The sequence below is a fragment of the Paenibacillus sp. FSL K6-4396 genome (assembly GCF_038002525.1).
In the GTDB taxonomy this organism is placed as follows: Bacteria; Bacillota; Bacilli; order Paenibacillales; family Paenibacillaceae; genus Paenibacillus; species Paenibacillus amylolyticus_B.
Map to the genome: position 1 here is coordinate 5,329,639 of NZ_JBBOCR010000001.1, position 19,073 is coordinate 5,348,711.

16 protein-coding genes are annotated in these 19,073 nt (G+C 44.5%); 5 read left to right on the forward strand and 11 right to left on the reverse strand.

The annotated features are described in order from the left end of the window. Positions 1-62: 62 nt before the first annotated feature. A complete protein-coding gene (locus MHB85_RS23430) occupies positions 63-2,132 on the reverse strand; it encodes a methyl-accepting chemotaxis protein (RefSeq protein WP_341073801.1) in 2,070 nt (689 codons plus the stop codon). A gap of 467 nt (positions 2,133-2,599) precedes the next feature. On the opposite strand from MHB85_RS23430, the gene MHB85_RS23435 reads away from it, so the two are divergent. After that, entirely contained in the window at positions 2,600-3,022 is a 423-nt protein-coding gene (locus tag MHB85_RS23435) for a hypothetical protein (protein ID WP_192133408.1), read from the forward strand. 134 nt (positions 3,023-3,156) lie between these two features. On the opposite strand, the gene MHB85_RS23440 is transcribed toward MHB85_RS23435, so the two are convergent. The 5 genes from MHB85_RS23440 to MHB85_RS23460 all read right to left on the reverse strand — a co-directional run bounded on the left by MHB85_RS23440 (position 3,157) and on the right by MHB85_RS23460 (position 9,495). After that, a complete protein-coding gene (locus tag MHB85_RS23440; protein ID WP_192133406.1) occupies positions 3,157-4,320 on the reverse strand; it encodes an iron-containing alcohol dehydrogenase in 1,164 nt (387 codons plus the stop codon). Between the two features lie 269 nt (positions 4,321-4,589). Beyond that, positions 4,590-5,468 (reverse strand): amidohydrolase family protein, encoded by an 879-nt coding sequence (locus tag MHB85_RS23445; protein WP_192133404.1) that lies wholly within the window; start codon positions 5,466-5,468, stop codon positions 4,590-4,592. Next, positions 5,455-8,622, reverse strand: coding sequence for a GNAT family N-acetyltransferase (locus MHB85_RS23450; protein WP_341073802.1), 3,168 nt, complete (start codon positions 8,620-8,622; stop codon positions 5,455-5,457). The genes MHB85_RS23445 and MHB85_RS23450 overlap by 14 nt, the downstream gene beginning before the upstream one ends. 238 nt (positions 8,623-8,860) lie before the next feature. Next, entirely contained in the window at positions 8,861-9,196 is a 336-nt protein-coding gene (locus tag MHB85_RS23455) for a type II toxin-antitoxin system PemK/MazF family toxin (RefSeq protein ID WP_091013425.1), read from the reverse strand. Beyond that, positions 9,193-9,495 (reverse strand): AbrB/MazE/SpoVT family DNA-binding domain-containing protein, encoded by a 303-nt coding sequence (locus MHB85_RS23460; protein WP_017687001.1) that lies wholly within the window; start codon positions 9,493-9,495, stop codon positions 9,193-9,195. The genes MHB85_RS23455 and MHB85_RS23460 overlap by 4 nt, the downstream gene beginning before the upstream one ends. A 431-nt stretch (positions 9,496-9,926) precedes the next feature. On the opposite strand from MHB85_RS23460, the gene MHB85_RS23465 reads away from it, so the two are divergent. After that, positions 9,927-10,532, forward strand: coding sequence for a DedA family protein (locus MHB85_RS23465; RefSeq protein ID WP_192133401.1), 606 nt, complete (start codon positions 9,927-9,929; stop codon positions 10,530-10,532). A gap of 115 nt (positions 10,533-10,647) precedes the next feature. Here MHB85_RS23465 and MHB85_RS23470 read toward each other — a convergent pair whose 3' ends face one another. The 3 genes from MHB85_RS23470 to MHB85_RS23480 form a co-directional block, all read right to left on the reverse strand. Then, positions 10,648-11,847 carry an MFS transporter gene (locus MHB85_RS23470; protein ID WP_341074270.1) on the reverse strand — a complete coding sequence of 400 codons (1,200 nt, stop codon included), beginning with the start codon at positions 11,845-11,847 and terminating at the stop codon, positions 10,648-10,650. Positions 11,848-12,216: 369 nt separating this feature from the next. Next, the gene (locus MHB85_RS23475) at positions 12,217-13,254 is read right to left on the reverse strand and encodes an ROK family protein (RefSeq protein ID WP_341073803.1); all 1,038 of its coding nucleotides are present in this window, start codon (positions 13,252-13,254) and stop codon (positions 12,217-12,219) included. 199 nt (positions 13,255-13,453) lie between these two features. Beyond that, a complete protein-coding gene (locus tag MHB85_RS23480) occupies positions 13,454-13,723 on the reverse strand; it encodes a hypothetical protein (protein WP_192133396.1) in 270 nt (89 codons plus the stop codon). A gap of 109 nt (positions 13,724-13,832) precedes the next feature. Here MHB85_RS23480 and MHB85_RS23485 point away from each other — a divergent pair, with 109 nt between their 5' ends. Then, entirely contained in the window at positions 13,833-14,048 is a 216-nt protein-coding gene (locus MHB85_RS23485; RefSeq protein WP_192133394.1) for a helix-turn-helix domain-containing protein, read from the forward strand. 49 nt (positions 14,049-14,097) lie between these two features. On the opposite strand, the gene MHB85_RS23490 is transcribed toward MHB85_RS23485, so the two are convergent. Both MHB85_RS23490 and MHB85_RS23495 read right to left on the reverse strand, forming a co-directional pair. Further along, positions 14,098-15,318, reverse strand: a complete 1,221-nt coding sequence (locus MHB85_RS23490) for an SIR2 family NAD-dependent protein deacylase (protein WP_192133392.1) — start codon at positions 15,316-15,318, stop codon at positions 14,098-14,100. After that, entirely contained in the window at positions 15,281-16,576 is a 1,296-nt protein-coding gene (locus MHB85_RS23495; protein WP_192133390.1) for a hypothetical protein, read from the reverse strand. The genes MHB85_RS23490 and MHB85_RS23495 overlap by 38 nt, the downstream gene beginning before the upstream one ends. 318 nt (positions 16,577-16,894) lie before the next feature. On the opposite strand from MHB85_RS23495, the gene MHB85_RS23500 reads away from it, so the two are divergent. Then, positions 16,895-17,506, forward strand: coding sequence for a TetR/AcrR family transcriptional regulator (locus tag MHB85_RS23500; protein WP_090809647.1), 612 nt, complete (start codon positions 16,895-16,897; stop codon positions 17,504-17,506). 194 nt (positions 17,507-17,700) lie between these two features. Further along, on the forward strand, positions 17,701-19,023 hold the full coding sequence (locus tag MHB85_RS23505; RefSeq protein ID WP_192133388.1) for an amidohydrolase family protein: 1,323 nt from the start codon (positions 17,701-17,703) through the stop codon (positions 19,021-19,023). Positions 19,024-19,073 lie beyond the last annotated feature (50 nt).

A 19,073-nucleotide genomic window follows, 5' to 3' on the forward strand; every position in this document is an offset into this window, starting at 1 on the left:
AATTCTACGCTGTGTCTCACAGACTAGCTATACTGCTTCTCACTACGCAGTTGGCTGCTATGCTACTTTATTTTGAAGCGGGATGATTCCTCGGCAAGTTCTTTGGTCAGTCCATCAATTCTCTGCACCATATCCGCCAAGTGTTCTGTCATACCGGACTGCTCCTGCATCGTCGCTGTGACTTCTTCCACAGACGCGGATACTTCTTCACCAGAAGCGGACAGATTCTGTGCAGCTCCAATGACGTCATCCTTATCACGTTCAATAGATTCGATCTCAGTAGCAATAGCCTGAACCTGGCTCATCATCTCATTCATATTCTCAGTGACAAAATTGAATGTCTCCTTGGTCTGGCTAACACTGCTCTTATGCTGCTCCGCAATCTCCTCAATAGCCTGAACACTTCGGTTATTCTGCTCCACGTGATTAATTGTCTGCATGACAATTCGGTTGATATCCTCCGATTGCGCTGTCGTCTGCTCTGCCAGCTTGCGAATCTCGGAAGCAACCACGGCGAAGCCGCGCCCTTGCTCACCCGCTCTTGCAGCCTCAATGGAAGCATTCAACGCAAGTAATTTCGTCTGATTCGCAATTTCGGCAATGGTACCTGTAATCTGGTGAATGCCCGAGGAGCTTTCAGCGAGTTGCACTGTAATTTTGGAGATGTTGCCAACTTCGATCTCGTTCTGCCCGTTTACCGCAATGAGCGCATCAATAACTTCATGATTATTTTTGAATGCATCCGTAATTTCATCTGCCTTGAGCATAACGGACTGCGACATCTCATTCACGTTCTCAATCTTGTTGCCGACATTCATGAATTTATCAACAATGGATTCGGTATCGTTCGCCTGGGACTCCATAGCTCGTGAAATCTCAAAGGCTGTTGTCGTTGTTTCAGCAATAGTGGTCGAGGTTTGCTGAGTGGACTTTTCCAGCTCGGATGTACTTGTTTTCAGGATGCCGATGGAATGGTTCATGCTGGAGATCAGTTGTTTGTTCCCCTCGGCCATCGTGTTGAAGCTATCTGCCAATACTTTAAATTCCCCACTATACTTCCCTTGTGCCTGTACCGTAAGATCTCCTCCAGCCAACTGTTTGAACAACAGTGTGATTCGGCTAATCGGTCTGGTTACCAGTTGCGAGATCAGAATGCCTGCAATGATCGACACCGCAATAGCACTGAACAGAACAATGTACATTTGATTCGCCATCCCTGTCAGCGGCTTCTTCACATCTTCATACGTATCCTCCACAATGACAGTCCAATCGGATTTCGGAATTTTGGAATAGAACACTACTTTTTCCTCCGTGCTCGCCTCCCCTTGTTGCAACTGCTCATTGGCAGGCAGATCAATCAGCGACTGATACTCAGAGGAATCCATCTTCTGACCAATCATTTTCTCATCTGCTGAATTAAAAATAACCAGGCCTAAACGATCCAGAATAATAACTTTTCCTTCTTCGTTAATCTTGACGTTCTGTAACTGATTGACGAAAAATGAGGTCGAGGCAGTCGTCGCAAGCACGCCTTTCACTTCCTTGTTATCACCGTAGATCGGCATTGCAAAGACGGTCCCCAGCGTTCCAAGAGATTCAGAGATCACACCTTCGCTGACATAGTTGTGCCCTTGAAGTGCCTGCTGAAAATACGTGCGTTTGGCACGTTCCCCACCGACCACTTCGGGATTGTTTGCTGCAACCACAACGCCTTCCCGATCCAGGAGAATTAGAACGCTACTGCCCTCCATTCCTGTCAGGCTATCTGCCAATATGCCATTGGCCTTGTTCACCAGTTCGCTATTTTCCGAAAAAAACGCGTCATCACTCTGTCCTGCTGTATCTCGAATCTCCAGTAAGTCTTGGAATGTCCGATGTGTTGTGATTAGAAACGTGGACTGCTCCTCCAGACTTAGTGAAGTAAATAAACCTGCTCCAATCCGGTCAGAAGTTGACTGGATCTCATCCTTGCTTTTGTCCAGTGTGATCTCTTCTGCCACTTTGTAACACAGCACAGCCGTCACGGCCAGTACGATGCAGACCAGAATACTGATCATCATTGGCAATTTGAACCGAAAAGACATGTTGGTCAAGCGTTGCCTCGCTTTTGCAGATAACATGAATACATTCACCATCCATCCTCATTCTTGTTGGGCCCCATATAATATGGGATAACTTTATATCGGTTGTTATTAAATAAACGTCCAGTGCAGAAAGCGCTTTCAAAAATATTTTCCTTATTCTTATGAAGCGGATAACTGTAGGTCCAAGGCCGGTGTTGACGATTGGAAAATGTAGACTTTGGGTTAATACAAAATATGACATCGGTCAATGTCTGTAATACATATCGTCCCCCGGTTCTGACCATCGTATGGATCACAAGACGAAGCTATAAGCTAACCATTACGTTCATGAGCCAGGCTCTATTGTTTGACATTGTGTTCTTTCAGAATTTCCATGTCTAGTTTCACATCTTCATGTTGCTCTGTCTGTTGCTCCACAAGCCCAGCAAGGTGTATCTGAAGCAGGAAGCTCCTTCGCGAGATGACAACCAGGAGAATCTGAGGTTATAGGTTCGAAGTAGAAGAGGAGTAGTGGTATGGTAAAAACAGCTTTACCCACACTTTTAAATGTCGTGCGCATTTTATTGAGTGTAAAATTGATCTACGTGATGGTGTCCTTTATTGTGTTCCTCATCGATTTTAACCAGAATATGGAGGCCTATCTTGCTTTCTCACGCAAAGGAGATGATCTGGCTTACGCCTCTGGCGTAATCGTAGGCAGAATGTTGTTTATGATTGGACCAAGCCTGCTCGCCGTTATATTCATTACCAAGAGAAAGTTCAAGCTCACCGTCACATTTCTAAGTTTGGCGCTACTTGTTGCTATTTCCAATGAAAGTAACCTGTTTATCCTGATTCATCTCTTCGCCCTGCTCATCGTGCTCTTGCACCGTCCAAGCAAGTTGTATCTGAAACGGATGTATACTGGTGGCAATGATGAAGCGGTTGAACAATCTTAAAGTGCTCGCAAGATATGAATCTGGAATATACCGTTGAAGGTACAATAGATGATGTTAAAATAAAAACAAGGACTTTCCTCAGTCGTACAGGAAGGTCCTTGTTTATTACATTCACTATATAAGTGAATTTCCAATTACAGTGCGGCTTGATAGATTTGCACGACATCTTCACGCTGCAATTTTTGGAAGAATCCGAACGGGCCGAATCGCATCGCTTTATCAGCCATCGCGTCAATCTGACTATCGTCGATGTCATAGTCAGCCAGACGGCTAGGAGCACCGATCGAAGTCCAGAAATTACGCAGGGCTTCGATGCCTTCTTCAGCCACTTGTTTGTCTGACTTTCCATTAGGATTGATATCAAATACATTTACAGCCATACGTTTGAATCGATCTACATCCACATCCAGATTATGCTTCATCCAGTGTGGGAACAGTATGGCGAGGCCACCCCCATGAGGAATGTCATACACGGCTGACACAGCATGTTCTATATTGTGAGATGCCCAGTCTCCAGCAAGCCCCATATTCAGAACATCATTAAGCGCCATTGTTCCACAGTAGAGAATGGTTTCGCGCAGTTCATAGTTTTCCGGATCTTTGATCAGACGAGGGGCAGTATCAATGACGGTACGAAGAATCGTCTCACAGAATCCAAGCTGAACCGGTGTATTGGTATCCAGATGGAAATAATGTTCAAACACATGAGACATCATGTCCACCATACCGTATACCGTCTGATCCAGTGGTACGGTGTATGTGTACTCCGGATCAAGAATGGAGAACGCTGGGAATGAATACTCGCTGAACCATGCCCATTTCTCCTGCGTATCCTGATTCGTAATCACTGAACCGTTATTCATCTCGGAACCTGTTGCTGCCATCGTCAGAATTGTACCCAGTGGAAGTCCGCCTTGCGGAGTTGCTTCGCGCACAACAACATCCCACATGTCACCATCGTATTTGGCTCCTACTGCGATGGCTTTACCACAGTCAAGTACACTGCCGCCGCCAACCGCAAGAACGAGATCAATATGATGTGTTCTGCATAGTTCTACACCCTTATGAACCGTAGACAGACGAGGGTTCGGTTCTACACCAGCCAATTCCGTCACCTCTGCCCCGATTTCATTCAACTGGCTGATTACCTGATCGTACAGCCCGCTGCGCTTGATGCTTCCACCACCATATACAAGCAAAATACGCTTTCCGTATTTTGGAACTTCGGTTTGTAGTGCTTGAAGTTGCCCTTTGCCAAAAATCAGCCGGGTCGGATTATAAAACTGAAAAGATCTCATTACGTATGTTCCTCCAAAAAAGTCTTAAATTTTGTGCATCCACCATTATAGTTCTCTTTATTCGTAAAAACAAATACAGGCAAGAAGGAGATAACAGATGAGCATGGAGTCTCTCAGAGATAGATACGGTATTCCTGAAACCAAACAGCTCCTGCCAGCGAAATGGCAGGAGCTTATACGGCAGAAATTCAGCGTGAACATCGCATGCTTTCTTGAATGACATACACGGATGATATCCCCTCATACATTAAAGTTTCATTACTTCCCTTTTAACCCAGATCGGCAATCCGCTGTCCAATACGTGGAAACAGCCCAAAGGCATTCTCGTAGAACACCTTATCATGATGCTGTTCCGGTACAAGTCGACGGACAAATTCGGCATACAGGTCGATAGGAGCAAGCGGCCAATCCGTGCCAAACAGCATTTTCTCGTAATGATCTGAATAGACCAAGGCCCGGCGGAAATGATCCATGAACAAAGGCTCGTTCATGAAGCGTTCAAAATGAGGCCGATCCCCCACCACCAGACCGGACAGATCCGCATACACGTTCGGATTCTTCGCCACCACTTCAGCTGCATCCATCACCCAGGGATCACCCAGATGACAGATCATGAAGTTCACGCCACGTTGCTGAAAGGCCAATTCATCCACGGTCAGTGGATGCGAATACTTGAGCAGCCCGTTCATGGAGTACGTGTCTCCTGTATGAATCACGACAGGCAGGTTGTACTTGGCTGCAAGTTCATAGACAGGGGTATAGATTTTGTCATACACATAGTGATGATAGTATCCGGCATAGAGTTTGATTCCGGCTACCTCAGGGGATTGCAGTCTAGCTTCAATCCGGTCGAGCTCGTCCTGAGCATTTTTTCCATCCAGCGCATTGGGATTAATGCCCACGCATTCCATGAGGAATGACGGAACCTTCACTTCCAAATCAAGCCCCATCGGGTTAGGGGAACTGGAATCCGGGAACGCTCCCTTCGTCTGCTCCGTAACCCCCATTCCAATGCCCAGAATGACGTCGTTTTTATCGAATTCCGCCTTAAGACCTGCGGCTGAGTAATCCACTTTGGACAGATCGATCGCTGTTCGGTGAAAGCTGTCGATGTCCGACAGATGAATGTGAATATCAATGATCGACATGTGAAGCCTCCTTTTCATCGGTAGAAGTTACAAAATTCAGTTTCAGAAGGTCATGCACATCCGCTGAACTCAGCGGGATTGGTCCCAGGACCAGATAGGTCGGCTCCGTCCAGACCGTCTCCCCGTGGTGAAGTGTCAGATGATGATTCACGTGCAGACCCGTCACCTGATTGTTGGCAAAAGCCCATGCACTCTGATTCGGGTAACGATGGACCGCATGCAGCATGTTCTTACGCGAAACCGATCCGACTCGCAAAAGGTCTTCCAGTGGCAGGCCCACATCTACTTTGCCTAATGGGAATCGATCTTTGCCCGGTTGTTCGATCCAACCTTCTGCAAATACAGATGAAGGCTGGAGGAAACGTTCCTCCGCAAGCGAGTAATCCGTCAGCGTCAGGCCACTTTCGTTTGTCACCGCAAGCAGCGTGCAGAGCACAGGAACACCCGGCAGCATCAGATAATGCTGGTGGATCGTGATTCCCCGATTTGCTTCATGCTTCTCAATCCGGGTAGTCAGCTTAATGCCCTTCCAGACGTTGCCGTATTGATCCTTCTGCTCTGTCCAGGAAGCGACTCTCTGTTCCAACTGGCGGCTGAAACCATTCATGCCCGGAACTCCCACTCCCAACCCGCCGTACCACGGATTCCACCACGAGCGTGGAGCCGGTTCAGGGTACGAGCTGTCCAGCCATTCTTCGCCTGCAACTTTCAGTGAGTGTACTACACTGCCGAATTCTGGAGCAACGGCGATCGACAATACGCCATTGTCTACAGTGTATACAGGTCCCGAAGAACCTTCTTCAATCTTCTGCTTCACCTCTGTTCCGCTCTGCGGGAACCAAAGAGCCGTTCGCTCCTGAATCCGATCTTCGCCCCGGTATAGCCCACGAACTTTCCAGCCACTCACGTGCTGGTGGCGATCCACTTCGTCTGGTGAAAATGTCAGCTTGGCTGAGTTTAGACTCTGCTCCGGATTGAATTCCTTCGCTTTTACCATAACCTCCGGTTCGCTACCCTGCTGTACATACAGCTCCAGCTTGCCCGCAAGCGGAACCAGTTTATGTTCAGTCAAGGTTGCTTGCAGCACATCCGGGGCAAATGGATTTCCCTCACTGAGTGTCAGATCCAGATGACTGTCCAGCGATGGAATGACCGGGTTACGCTGTTTCCGTGCAAACGCACGGAAATCATGCCATTTGGCAAACGTGTTCAGAGCAAACACCGTTTCCTTGGTTCGTGCTACAGCCCCTGGCTCCAAACGTCCCAGCTCATGCTGCAACCCCAGCGTGTATTCTGGACGAAGCAGCTTCAGGGAAGGGTCCCAATAGATGCCGCACGCGCCATACTCTTCTTTGCAGAACAGCCAGTTCTCCGTAATCTGTGAGCTATTCCAATGGTTCGGATCACCCGCATAATCATCGCCCATGTCCACGAAGCGCCCCTGATAAGGAAGGATCAACCTGTTACCATAGAACCCGAAGTTATTCATTAGAAACAGGTCCTCTTCCCAGGCGGTATCTCGTGTATTTTCCACCTCGTGGTGGAATTCGGCGATTCCATTCGCAGACAGTTTGACGACGGACTTAATCTGTAAGCCCGGGAAGTCCTCCGAGTCATACAGTGCTTCAAGAACCTGACGCTCCCCTTCGGGATAAATATTCACTTCTTTGGCTTGTTTCTTGGATAACTCTTCGGCAAACGGCTTACCCAGCTTCGGATAAGTCCACCAGAATGAATGACGGGAACCGGGATATTCAATCCACATGTTATTATCTTGCTTGCTCATATGAATGGAGAATGCACCGTTGACGGCCACCCATTGATCCTCAATCTGCCCGCCATATTTGCCCTCGATCCCCTTCATCAGGACAGAAATTTTGCTTGTAAAAGAGATCGCATGGTTCCCCACTGGGACAGCTGTCACTTCTACTTCTTGGGAATAGAGACCATATGAACGCAAGGTGAAAGGCACAGGCACAGACATTTTACCTTTGGCTGGCACCGTAAAGCGCACCGAACGCTCCGCCCATTCAAGGAATTCATCCTCTGGCAGGTCCAAGCTGAACTCCGTTTCTGCATCCACATTATTTTCCACATTCAGAATTAACTCCGCCGGGATACCTGGATAGAGCTCCTTCACGGGCAAAACAGTCTTGATCTTGGCCGGGAATTTCGGGGCAATACCTAACCTGAACTCCGCTTTCTTACCACCGATCAACCATGTGCTGGCAACAACGGGATGGGTCTTATTGTTATTCTGTTCCTCTGTAATCGGATCAAGGTGAAACTCACCTTCCACGATGATGGTTTCTCCCGGAGCGACTGTTCGAACAACGTCCAGCGCAAATCGAATATTTTTGTTATCCTCGCCCTTGATCTCAACCGCCAGATCGGACGCAGAAGTGTTCTTAATGCGATAGCGAACCTTGTAGCTGGAACCGAAAACCAAATCATGATCATCGACCTCTGTGGAGATTTCGTAATGCGGTGTTTCGAGGGCAGTCAGCCCGCGGCCCGACTTTTCAAACTCAGCCCGCAGGGAGACCTCTCCCTTTTTCCACGTATAGTCAAAGAAATCAAACCCACGCTCCCGTCGGCCATCCGGCTCGACGACAAGTTCACGCGTGCTGTCTGCATACCAATCCAGCTCCTCGAAATATGGAGCGAGTGCTTCGGTCTGCAAGATGGTGGGGATGAAATTCATCAGATGCACATTCTCATCTTTTTTCTCCCAGAAGAATCCGCACTTCTTGTACATCGGTACAGCCTTCGTATTGCCTGCCCATGTGAACAGATCCAGACGGGGCCATCCAGCCTCTACGGTCTTGCGCACAGCATTCAGGATCAGGTTGCGTCCGACCTTATACCCGTGATAGTCGGGGCGTACGTTAAGCAGCGGTACATATAACGCTCTCTCGTCATAGCGGTAATGAGCAAAACTGCAGAAGCCAACTACCTCTTTCCCATGAACGGCTAGAAATGCGTGAAGATTGGACGAACTCTCCATCTCGCGGCGAACCGTTTCCTCTGTTCTTAGGTTGGTGCCACCTCCCCAGCTCTCATTACTGCGGTTCCACATATCCGCGAGTGCGGCAGCGTAAGTGGGATCGTATTCAATAATGTGAATTTGATCGATAATCGAAGTTACGGTCATGTTCTGATCTCCTTCTCTGTATGTATAGGATGTTGAAGAAGCTAGTGATAGTCTTATCATACTATAATTGGAAGCATTTTCAGAGGATTAAAAATCTTTCTTATCAACTTATAAGTGCCTTTCGGAAGCTCTTATCCGAAGCGTCAAGGATGGACGAAGCTATTTAGATGTGAAAGAAAAAATCCACGTCTTTTAGTTAGACGTGGATTTAGGAATATGACCAGCTACTAATTTTCAATTATGCCAATATAGAACGGACATTGCGTAGAACTGATTTCATAAATTCAGAGGTTGGTTCGGCATGCCCCGCAATTTGGATACGTCGTTGCCGCACATCAAGACTCTTCAACTGATCCGTCAAAACAACACCTGAAAATGGCAGGTCTTCTGGTAGTGTAACTTCAAAAGGATAATCCTTGGCTTGGCTGGTTATGGGACATACAACGGCAAAACCCGTTATTTCATTGAATTCAAGTTCCGATAGAACAATAGCCGGTCGTCTCCCGGCTTGCTCATGACCCGCTTGAGGATCAAAGTCAAGCCATATCAGATCGCCTCGCTTGGGAATAATCAAAGTAACTCGTTCCCTTCAGTGCCAAAGTCTATTTCTTCATGTCTTGTATCCTGTTTCACTTTAGAGAGTAACGTCTTTAGATGGTTACGAAGTTCCTCATTGGACTCTACAGGCTTGGTTTTTGGACGCAACAACAATTCATTATCTTCTGTCACCAAAATCTCGATTTCCGAGCCTTCTTCCAGATTAAGACGCTTAAGCAATTGGTTAGGAATACGAATTGCACTGCTATTTCCCCATTTGCTAAGTGTGGCTGTAGTCATGGCAATCCCACGCCTTTCGTTTGATTGATGCTCCAATTATACCTCACCTCCCTACAGTTGTATATCTATATGATATACATGAAACAATAAAAGGATACATTGTATTCAACCATAATATGTATCTGGTCGATAATCGAAGTTTCGGTCATGTTCTGATCTCCTTCTCTTTATGTACAGGATGGTGAAGAAGCTAGTGATAGTTTTATCACGCTATATTTGGAAACATTTTCAGAGTGTTATATTGGTGTCAGGGGCAGGGTGATATGGAGTTCATCTTGTTCGAAGACCGACCGCCTGCTCAGCGCATGTCGAATGAGATATCGCTTATGTATGACCTAACATATCCCGCCGTGACGGGCTTAATCGGATATGCGTGTGAGTTTTGACAAGCTCTATTCGCTATTGTTACTCTTGGTATAGGAGTGTTTCTAAACTATAAAAAATAGATAGATTTGTGGAGGGAAAGCATGACGGAGTGGATCACGCAATTTATACTTTTTTTCAAAGACTTGTCGTACGCAGGTCTCGTTATTGCCTTGTCATTTGAATTCGTACCTGCTGAACTCGTGCTGCCCATGGCGGGATATTGGGTGTACCTTGGAGATATGAAACTGTGGCTGGCTATCCTGGCGGGTACCGTAGGTGGAACGTTTGGCCCTCTGACGTTATATGCCCTGGGACGGTACGGCGGCAGACCTATGGTCGAAAAATACGGCAAGTATTTCTTGATTAAACCTCATCATCTGGACGCCTCCGATACGTTCTTCGAGAAATATGGCAGCGGGGTCGCTTTCTATGGCCGTTTTGTACCTGGCATTCGGACCGTGATCTCCATCCCTTGCGGAATGGCGAAGATGAACGTGTTCAAATTCAGTCTCTTTACATTCTTGGCCATGCTTCCGATTACCTCGTTGTACATCTACTTAGGCTTCAAATTGGGCTCTCAATGGGAGCACGTGGATGAGATTGTTAAGCCTTATATCGTTCCAGCAGCGGTGGTTTTCTTGGGTGCTTTTGGATTGTACGTGCTTTTGAAACGTTGGAAAAGAAGAGCGGCTTTGAACAAGTCATAGGAGTTAGTTAAGATACTAGTGATAGATGATATACCGTACTAATCTACTCGTATATTCATATGCAAAGCCCCACCGATCATGTCGATCAGTGGGGCTTTATCGTTTCAATTGCTTTCTAAATCAATTCCTGCCTTCTTTTCAAATACACATACAACACTACGCCAGATCCCGCACAGATCACTGCACATAAACCGATGAATCCATATCCCGCCTGAAGTCCGCGCAGCAGCCCCAACTGAGTCGTTGAACCGTATATATTCTTCACCCCTTCAATGACCCAGCCAATCACATAGTTACCGATGACACTGCCGACCCCCATCAAGGTAACCGTGAACGTAATCGCCGTGTCACTGCCGTTCGGATATCTGCGTGCGATAAATGCCATCACTGTTGGATAGATCATCGCTATACCTGCACCCGAGATGGCAAAGAAGATGGCGAGCCCCTCTCCTCCCGCAAGCGCAATGAACGTACAAATGGCCGAGAACGCAGAGAAGATTATAAGCGACAGTACAAATCCGATCCGGTCCGTTAGAGGACCCAGCAGCAAACGTCCAAGCGAGAACGTAAGGAAGAATGCTGACAGTAACCCCGAAGCTTTCACCGTGTCCCACGTATAGGCTTTCTCCAGAAAGTTAACGAGCCAACCCCCAACCGCCAGTTCCGATACCACGCCAAAAGAAAGAATGAGCACCATCAGCCAGATGGCTGGATCACGTGTTAAGTTCTTGAGTGAGGTCCGATCTTCATGAGGAAGATCATCCCCCGGAAATTTGCTGCGCAGTGCCGCAATGATCGGCAGCAGACAGAGCGACAACATCACCAGATACATGCCGCGCCAGTCCAGTACATGTCCGAACACGCTCAACGACATCACCCCTGTCGCCAGCAAAGGCGCCACCGTTGAACTCAACCCATAGAAGAAATGGGACAGGTTCATCATCGTACCTGTGTTCTTCACAAAGATCCGCGCACCCAGAATCGCCAAAGCAATCTCCAGCATGCCGTTACCGATGTACATGAAGAAGTACGATGAAGCAAAGAGCGGATAGTTATGAGACATGTAAATGAACACACCCGAAAGGATCATCGATGCAAATGAAATGATGCTAACCGCCTTGATGCCCCATTTGCGTACCAGGATGGCGGTAAAGGAGCAGGCGATCAGATACCCCAGTGCATTCAGGGACAATAACGTCCCGAGCTGTTTTTCGTCCAAATTAAAATCGAATTGAATGCGCGGAATGGCTGGTCCCTTAATATTTTCCGATATGCCAAATACGATAAATCCCAGAAAAATCGTTGCCAATTGCATGGCGTACAGCTTGTTGAACTTTCGTTTGTTCCCTTGTGTACCAGCTTGTTGATTCAAAATAAGTTCCTCCATTGTGTCTATATAAGTTGAAACAAGGGTCATTAACTTGGACACTCCGATGACAGAATAACCTTCTAATCGCTGTTATCCCCATATTTTTTGAATTCCCTTCTCCAAAGGGAAAATCTTGGGATAAGCGTATGCTTTCGATGTAACTTTCTTTCAGAAAGCTTTTAGGCGACCGCTCCGCTTCTCCAGGTTTTTTCTGTCCTCTCCGTTATCTGTTTAATGAAATAGTTCATTTTATATAACAGGGTTACTACAACTTATCTGTTCTGAAGAGAGATCATCCTTCTGATCAATATCCCTTTACCACTGCTTCTCAACCACCTGAATGCGGTAGGTCAGGCTTTCTAGCGTTACCGCGACTAGTCCTGTCACATATTCTCGCCGAGTGTCTCTTTGGATGATTAACTCCGGCATATGCTCCTGTGGGATCAGGTGATCCAGACAGCCTTGTAACAGGTCATCCCGCATAGCCGGGTCCATTGTATCGCCCGTAACGACAATCGCTGCCGGGTTAATAATCGCAATGATGGAGATCAGCGTCTTTGTGACGAGTTCCTGCAACCCTTCTGTCGCTTTCAACATGCGCAGTTGCTCTTCCCGTGACACGCCAAAAGGTAAAAAGGACACCTCGCCCCCAAATTGCGTGTTCCCGGTCAGCGGACGACCATCAATGATAAAACCTGCACCCGGAAAATGGTTCTCCGGAAACGTCACCACCGCGAAGTTCTTCTCTTCCTCAAACTGTTGCTGGTTATACAGTCCGTAGACCGTCAGGTTCATATCGTTGCCAATGACCACTTCCACGTCTTCATATTGCTCCTTAAGCCTTGGCCCGAGCGGCTGATACATCAGCTCCGGTACGTCGCAAATTCCAATCACGCCGTTGTGCGCCACCCCAGGTATGCCAATACCAATCGCCTGCACATTGTGGTGTTGTTCGATCAAGTTTGCAATCAGATCCTCTACCACCACTACATTGATCTCATCCAAAAAGAGTGTCTGTTCGTCGGCCATCTCTCCGTTCAGATTGGCATATGTATGTGTGATCGAGTGAATTCCGCCCTCTGTTCGAATAATCAGGCACAGTACGCTGGCGTAATCCGCATTAAACTGATATCTACTGGCAGGTCTTCCCCCACTCGATTCATCCGGTCCCAGATCAATAATCTCACCCGTTTGGAGTAATTCATTCAGGATCGTGCCGCATGTCGCTACGCTGAGTTTGGTCAGGTTCGCAATGGAAGCCTTTGTGCCTACGCCAATGGATCGGAGCGTATTCTTCACAAGTTCAACGTTAATGCGCTTCACCTGTTGGGTGTTGTGTGATGTGGGTAACATGGTAAGTTATATGCCTCCTTTCGTTCATCTCGAACCATTCAATGAATGTTTTTAAAAGTATTTTAATAATTGAAGTGTAGGGGGATTTAGGAGGAAAGTCAATGCTTATTTGGGAGCGAAAAACGTTTGGATGGAAAGGAAAAAGGACAGTTCAAGATCATCTAATTTGATCCTGCGCTGTCCTTTTGTTAAGGTGGTTTTATGTAGACTGGCTCATTTGATTTGCCAAGATGCTCTTCTCCAGTCGAACTTTAAATAACTTTCGGTTCAAATCCTGTTCCATGGCATGTAGGTGATATGCAGCCTGTTTCACCGTGTCCATGTGCAGCACCCCTGCTCGCTTGGCGATAATGTCTATGGCGTCCAATATGAGTTTGTTGCATGTGACCAGTTGGTCTACGTAATCATCTTCCTGTTGGACGAGTTGTGTGTATTGCAAAGCGAGGTCTTCGCTGTTAGTACTTGTCATGTCACCACTCCTAAAATTGGTACGCATAAGAGTACCAGATATACAAAAAGTATATGGTACGCTCATGCGTAACGTCAAGACCATATGGAAAATTTAGGAGTGATTAAGCATGGCAAAGAAAGTCGTTGTTAATATTCATAAACTCACGGAAAAACATAATATCTCGCTGCGCGAACTGGCTCGATTGTCTGATATCCGTCACGCTGCATTAAGTGAGTTGCAGTCAGGTAAACGAGAGAATATCAATTTTGCCCATATTGAGCGGATTGCAGAAGCGTTGGATATAAATGATATTAGGGAAATTATTGAGATTCGGGAAATTTAGATTTCTAAACTTATTTGAATCCAATTACGCATAAACAGTCAGCATAACCTTATTCTACAATATAATTAATAAGAGTCCTGAATGCTGGGATAAAATCATTATAGTTTGTTGAACCATCTTCGTTCTTTCCAAGATTTAACCCAACTACTCTAATATCTTTATCCCGATTATATCTTCTAACTTCTTCAATAGTAGGATTTGCTATCACCATATAATGGTGCCCTTTAAACACATCATGGAATTTTTCATACATATCTTCGAAGAACTTATCGTTAAAAGAAAAGCCAACAAAGAAAGAAGTTCTACTAGCCAGAATAACTTTTAACTTGTCCATTAAATCCTTTTCTTCATATAGCTTAGCATAATCTTCCTCAGTCACTATCATCGTTTCTTTTCTAGTAATGTGACCGTGTATATGAAGAACTTGCCCTGTTGCACTAAAAAGATTTGGCATATTGTCGATATCTTGCAAACATAATGGAGGACAGTAACTTTTTTGTTGGGAACTAAAATCCTCTATACAATGATCGTAATTTGTTGTAATATACACGCTTGCTTTAAGTTTTAGTATATCCCCTATGTTATGTTCCGTTACAAGTACATCATTATTCTTTGAAGCTTTGATAATTTCAATAATTTTATCTTTTATTTGATCGTCTCGATTCAAACGTGTAGATTTTTCTTTTAAATAGCTCAATGCTTTAAGAAGATCACCTGATTCTGTATATTCTAAGTATGTTAAACGTTGATGTTCCTCAGGAAACTTTGGCGCCAACTCTTTTAGTAGTTGAGTCCAATTTGGCAGGCCTAATGGAACTGAAAGCCCTGCCCCTATGAACGGCACAAGATTTTTTTGCTCCTCTTTTAAGTCTTGAAGATTATCGTAGGTTGGTGCATAAAAGTATTTCTTCCGTTGGTATTCTTTAATGCTTTGTTTTAAAGCTTCTACATTTTCTGAAGGTAAAGTATATAAATTACTTATATCATGTGCAAGTCTGTTGGTGACCAGTTCGCCACAAACACTACATGATTCATTTTCTTGTTCTGAAACGTAGCCAAATTCATTGTTCTCTAAATCACAAGTATAATAAATAGTTTTGGAGCTTTGTTCCAAGATCCACATTATCATTTGTTTGAAATGTTCTTCAACAAAATGCTCGTTTATGAAGTCATCACTAAATCCATGGACTTGATTTTCGTCTAAAAATCTAATTATCTTTGGAATAGAGTTGTCAATAAACTCTATAGGAATTAAGGTTGTCAATAACATTGTGGATGATCTCCTTATTCAAATGGCGTTTAGCACCAAAAATTACTTTAAAATATTTTTTTTTCGCTTCTATAGTAGTCTGAATCGTATCAATGTTTGAACCTTTATTAGGTTCAGTAAACCAAGACATAGACCAACTTTCTAAATACTTGGTACTTTCGAAATCTGTCAATAAACTATATAGAGTATCTGCATTAGCAATAGATTTATCTGCTCTTGTATTTCCTGTAGAACTTTTATTTGCTCGTGAATTTTTATAAGAGATCCTAGTTGGATATCCTTGAAGACCAATTGACTTGGCTTTTAGACTCATTTCTTTTTCATTAATGCTATTCATTATATAAATCCCCAAAAGAAGGGCTGAAACTTTTGCTTCAAGCTCTTTTTGCTGGGATTCAGTAACCGGGTTCTTACAATCGTTTAGCAAGCTTATTGCATTTGTACTAAATCTATTGATTTCAGCTCTCGATTTTTCATACAAATCTGTTCTAACATCATCAATCAGCTTATTAAACAAGAACTTACAGAAAGTTGACATCCCTTCCTGATCTTTTTCCTGTGAAAATTCAATTTCAATACCCAATGGGTTAATTACCTTCTCCATTATGAAATTATATAAGATTGAGGGAGTATTCATTTTTTCATTATCTGCTTCATCTTGCACATTAGTTGTATGTTTATGCAGTACCAAAATACTTTGCTTATTAAAGTCTATTTCCACTCCTGCTAGTAAATACTCAGGAACAGTTTCATTAGGTTTATTCTTGTGCACTCTTTTTCTCATTACGTTCCGACCAATAAGAAACCTAACTGTTTCAATCAAACCTTCTTTTTCAGTGTAATCAAATCCCGCCATAAAACTAGCATCTGTTCTTGTTACATGAAGCAAATCCATAATATAGAATCCTCGTGTCGTCATAAAAGAATGTAGTTCATTCGTGACGTTCGCTTTGAATCCATCAATAATCTTTTCAACCCTTTTTAGGAAAAGTTCTTTAGGATGAAGAGTTTTTGTAGCAATCTTATGAATATAAGTATGAGTGAGCCTACCATAAAATAGTTCTTCAAAAAAAATTTTATCAAAATCTTTCTTTCGACTTCTATGATTATTAATCAGGTTTTCGTATAGAACTGCGAAACCCTCATCTGAATTTTCGTTTATATTTAACTCCGTGTTTAATCTTTTTACAAAATTTGCAGGCTTAATATGGTCAATAAACTTTTTTCCATTAAAAATGTACAGTTTCTCTGGTTCCATAAAATGCCTCCGTTTGTTTTTTACATGCATACCTTAAAGTACTATCATCTTATAACAATAAAGTAGTATTACCAAGAGAGCATATGTTTGTTAGAATTTTACTTTTATAAATAAAAGTCTATATTTCAATCAAAACCTAAATATTAATTTAACATCTATATTTTTATCATTTATCTATAATTTCTAAATATACCCTTTTTACAGATTATTATATATCTAGAAGCAATACTTAAGTAATGCACCTCCCATTTGACCCCCACCTAAAAAAGGTCTATCCTAATAACGAATCAATAATTCACTATTAAGGAGACGTTCCCGATGGTGCAAGCCAAGAAAGACGAAGTCAGGAAAGAGATTGAATATGCGGCGCTCAAAGTCTTTTTTGAAAAAGGCTATGTGGATGCCAAGATGAGCGATATCGCGGATGAGATCAATATTTCCGTGGGCAATATCTATACTTATTTTAAGAACAAGAAGGAACTCTTCTACGCCGTCGTGCCGCCGGATCTGGTGGATTATCTGAAAAATGTGCTGGTGGAGACGATTCACTTTGACAACCAGACCTTGTTCGAGGAAACGGATAGCGAGCGAAAGTCGGCGCTGTTGCAGGAACAGGTGGATGTATTACGGAAATACCGGAATCAGATCGTCATCATTTTTGAAAAGAATAAAGGCACCATCTACACCAACGCCAAGAATGAACTTGTTGAGCTGATGATCGAAACCAAGAAGGCCTATCTGAAGAATCAATATAAACGGTATGAGATTGGCACCGAGGAGAACTTGATCCTACTGAACATCCTCGCACACAACGTGATCGACATGAATCTGGATCTATTGAAGCGGGATATGAGTGAGGACAGCCGGAAGCAAATATTCGAAGCGTTGTATGTATACAGACTATACGGCATGAAGAGCCTCAACGAATAACGCTTCTTCTCATCACTTATGCCGTGCAGACAAGCGTGCAGATCAGATCAATTTCACTTGGTTTGCACGCAAAAAACTTCATCATAGATCAGCCTATTTTTTTGATCTAAAAATGAATTAATTATTCATTATTGAAACAGACATCTTCTTTGCCCTAACTACTCACCTCACCCACATTTCAAGGAGGAACACACATGAACACCGCTTACGCATTAAAAAACGTCAATCTGATCCACGGCGACTCAAGCCGCAATCTTCAAAAAAACATGACGATTCTCGTCAATGAACAAGGTCTTATTCAGGATATCGGCCGAGATCATGAACTCAATATCCCAAGTCACTACACAACAATCGACCTCTCAGGCAAATACGTAATGCCAGGACTGATCAACGCCCACGTGCACCTCTTTGCAGATGGTAAACCGTTCAGTCTCTCGGTCAGCGAAGGCATGTTGAAGTTCGCATATGACCGAATCCTGAATACCAAACTCGGCAGAAACGTTTTGAAAAAACGCATGAAACGCAACGCACTGACCGCACTCCATGCGGGTGTAACAACGATGCGCAGTGTGGGGGAATTCTTTTACACCGACGTCCAGCTGCGGGATGAGATTAACAACGGCGACTTTGTCGGTCCTAATCTGCTTGTCTCCGGGTTTTTCCTAAGTGTCACGGGCGGACATGGTGCTCCATTCCTCGCTCTGGTGGGCGATTCTCCGTGGGAAGCACGAAAAAATGTACGGCTGAATGTGAAACACGGTGTGGATCTGATCAAAATCTGTGTGACGGGTGGCGTGACGGATGCGAAAATGGTGGGCGAAGCTGGTCGTTTACAGATGACGGTGGAGGAAGTTGCAGCGATCTGCGATGAAGCGCATAAGATTGGCCTGCGGGTGGCAGCGCATGTGGAAAGCACGGAAGGTGTACGCGTTGCGTTACAGGGTGGCGTGGATACCATTGAGCATGGTTCGGAGATGGATGACGAAATCATTCGTTTGTACAAAAATAATCCCAATGCCCTGAATGGCTATACCGCACTCATCCCCACCCTGCAAGCCACCTATCCATCCGCCTCACTGGATACCAGCGTAACGAAGGTCAGTGCAACGGTAAAAGAGAATTCCAGACTCGTCTACGATTCCATGCTCAAAGGCGTCAAGCAAGCGATCGAAAACGACATCACCATCGGGATTGGTACTGATGCCGCCATGCCTTACGTGACTCACTATCATATGTGGAGGGAGATGGACCACTACATTAGACAGGCCAACCTAAACAACAAACAGGTCATCGACATGGTGACCCGAACCAATGCGAAGATCTTAGGCGTAGATGATGTAACAGGGACGGTGGATATCGGCAAACATGCCGATCTGATTATTATGGAGCAAAATCCGCTGGAACATATTGAGGCCTTGTCAGACATCTCTATGGTCATGGTCAAAGGAAATCTAATTCAAACACCATCTGTTACAAGAATTAAAGAAGTCGACGATGTTCTAAGCTCAGTTTGGTGAATTCAGATATGTAAACATAGAATTCATCAGTAATACGTAATATTTGCTTC

Coding starts and splice junctions, on each gene's coding strand:
- MHB85_RS23475 (WP_341073803.1), bottom strand. CDS start 13,254: ATGTTACCCACATCACACAACACCCAACAGGTGAAGCGCATTAACGTT.
- MHB85_RS23490 (WP_192133392.1), bottom strand. CDS start 15,318: ATGTTATTGACAACCTTAATTCCTATAGAGTTTATTGACAACTCTATT.
- MHB85_RS23470 (WP_341074270.1), bottom strand. CDS start 11,847: ATGCAATTGGCAACGATTTTTCTGGGATTTATCGTATTTGGCATATCG.
- MHB85_RS23485 (WP_192133394.1), top strand. CDS start 13,833: ATGGCAAAGAAAGTCGTTGTTAATATTCATAAACTCACGGAAAAACAT.
- MHB85_RS23445 (WP_192133404.1), bottom strand. CDS start 5,468: ATGTCGATCATTGATATTCACATTCATCTGTCGGACATCGACAGCTTT.
- MHB85_RS23465 (WP_192133401.1), top strand. CDS start 9,927: ATGACGGAGTGGATCACGCAATTTATACTTTTTTTCAAAGACTTGTCG.
- MHB85_RS23435 (WP_192133408.1), top strand. CDS start 2,600: ATGGTAAAAACAGCTTTACCCACACTTTTAAATGTCGTGCGCATTTTA.
- MHB85_RS23450 (WP_341073802.1), bottom strand. CDS start 8,622: ATGACCGTAACTTCGATTATCGATCAAATTCACATTATTGAATACGAT.
- MHB85_RS23480 (WP_192133396.1), bottom strand. CDS start 13,723: ATGACAAGTACTAACAGCGAAGACCTCGCTTTGCAATACACACAACTC.
- MHB85_RS23440 (WP_192133406.1), bottom strand. CDS start 4,320: ATGAGATCTTTTCAGTTTTATAATCCGACCCGGCTGATTTTTGGCAAA.
- MHB85_RS23505 (WP_192133388.1), top strand. CDS start 17,701: ATGAACACCGCTTACGCATTAAAAAACGTCAATCTGATCCACGGCGAC.
- MHB85_RS23500 (WP_090809647.1), top strand. CDS start 16,895: ATGGTGCAAGCCAAGAAAGACGAAGTCAGGAAAGAGATTGAATATGCG.
- MHB85_RS23495 (WP_192133390.1), bottom strand. CDS start 16,576: ATGGAACCAGAGAAACTGTACATTTTTAATGGAAAAAAGTTTATTGAC.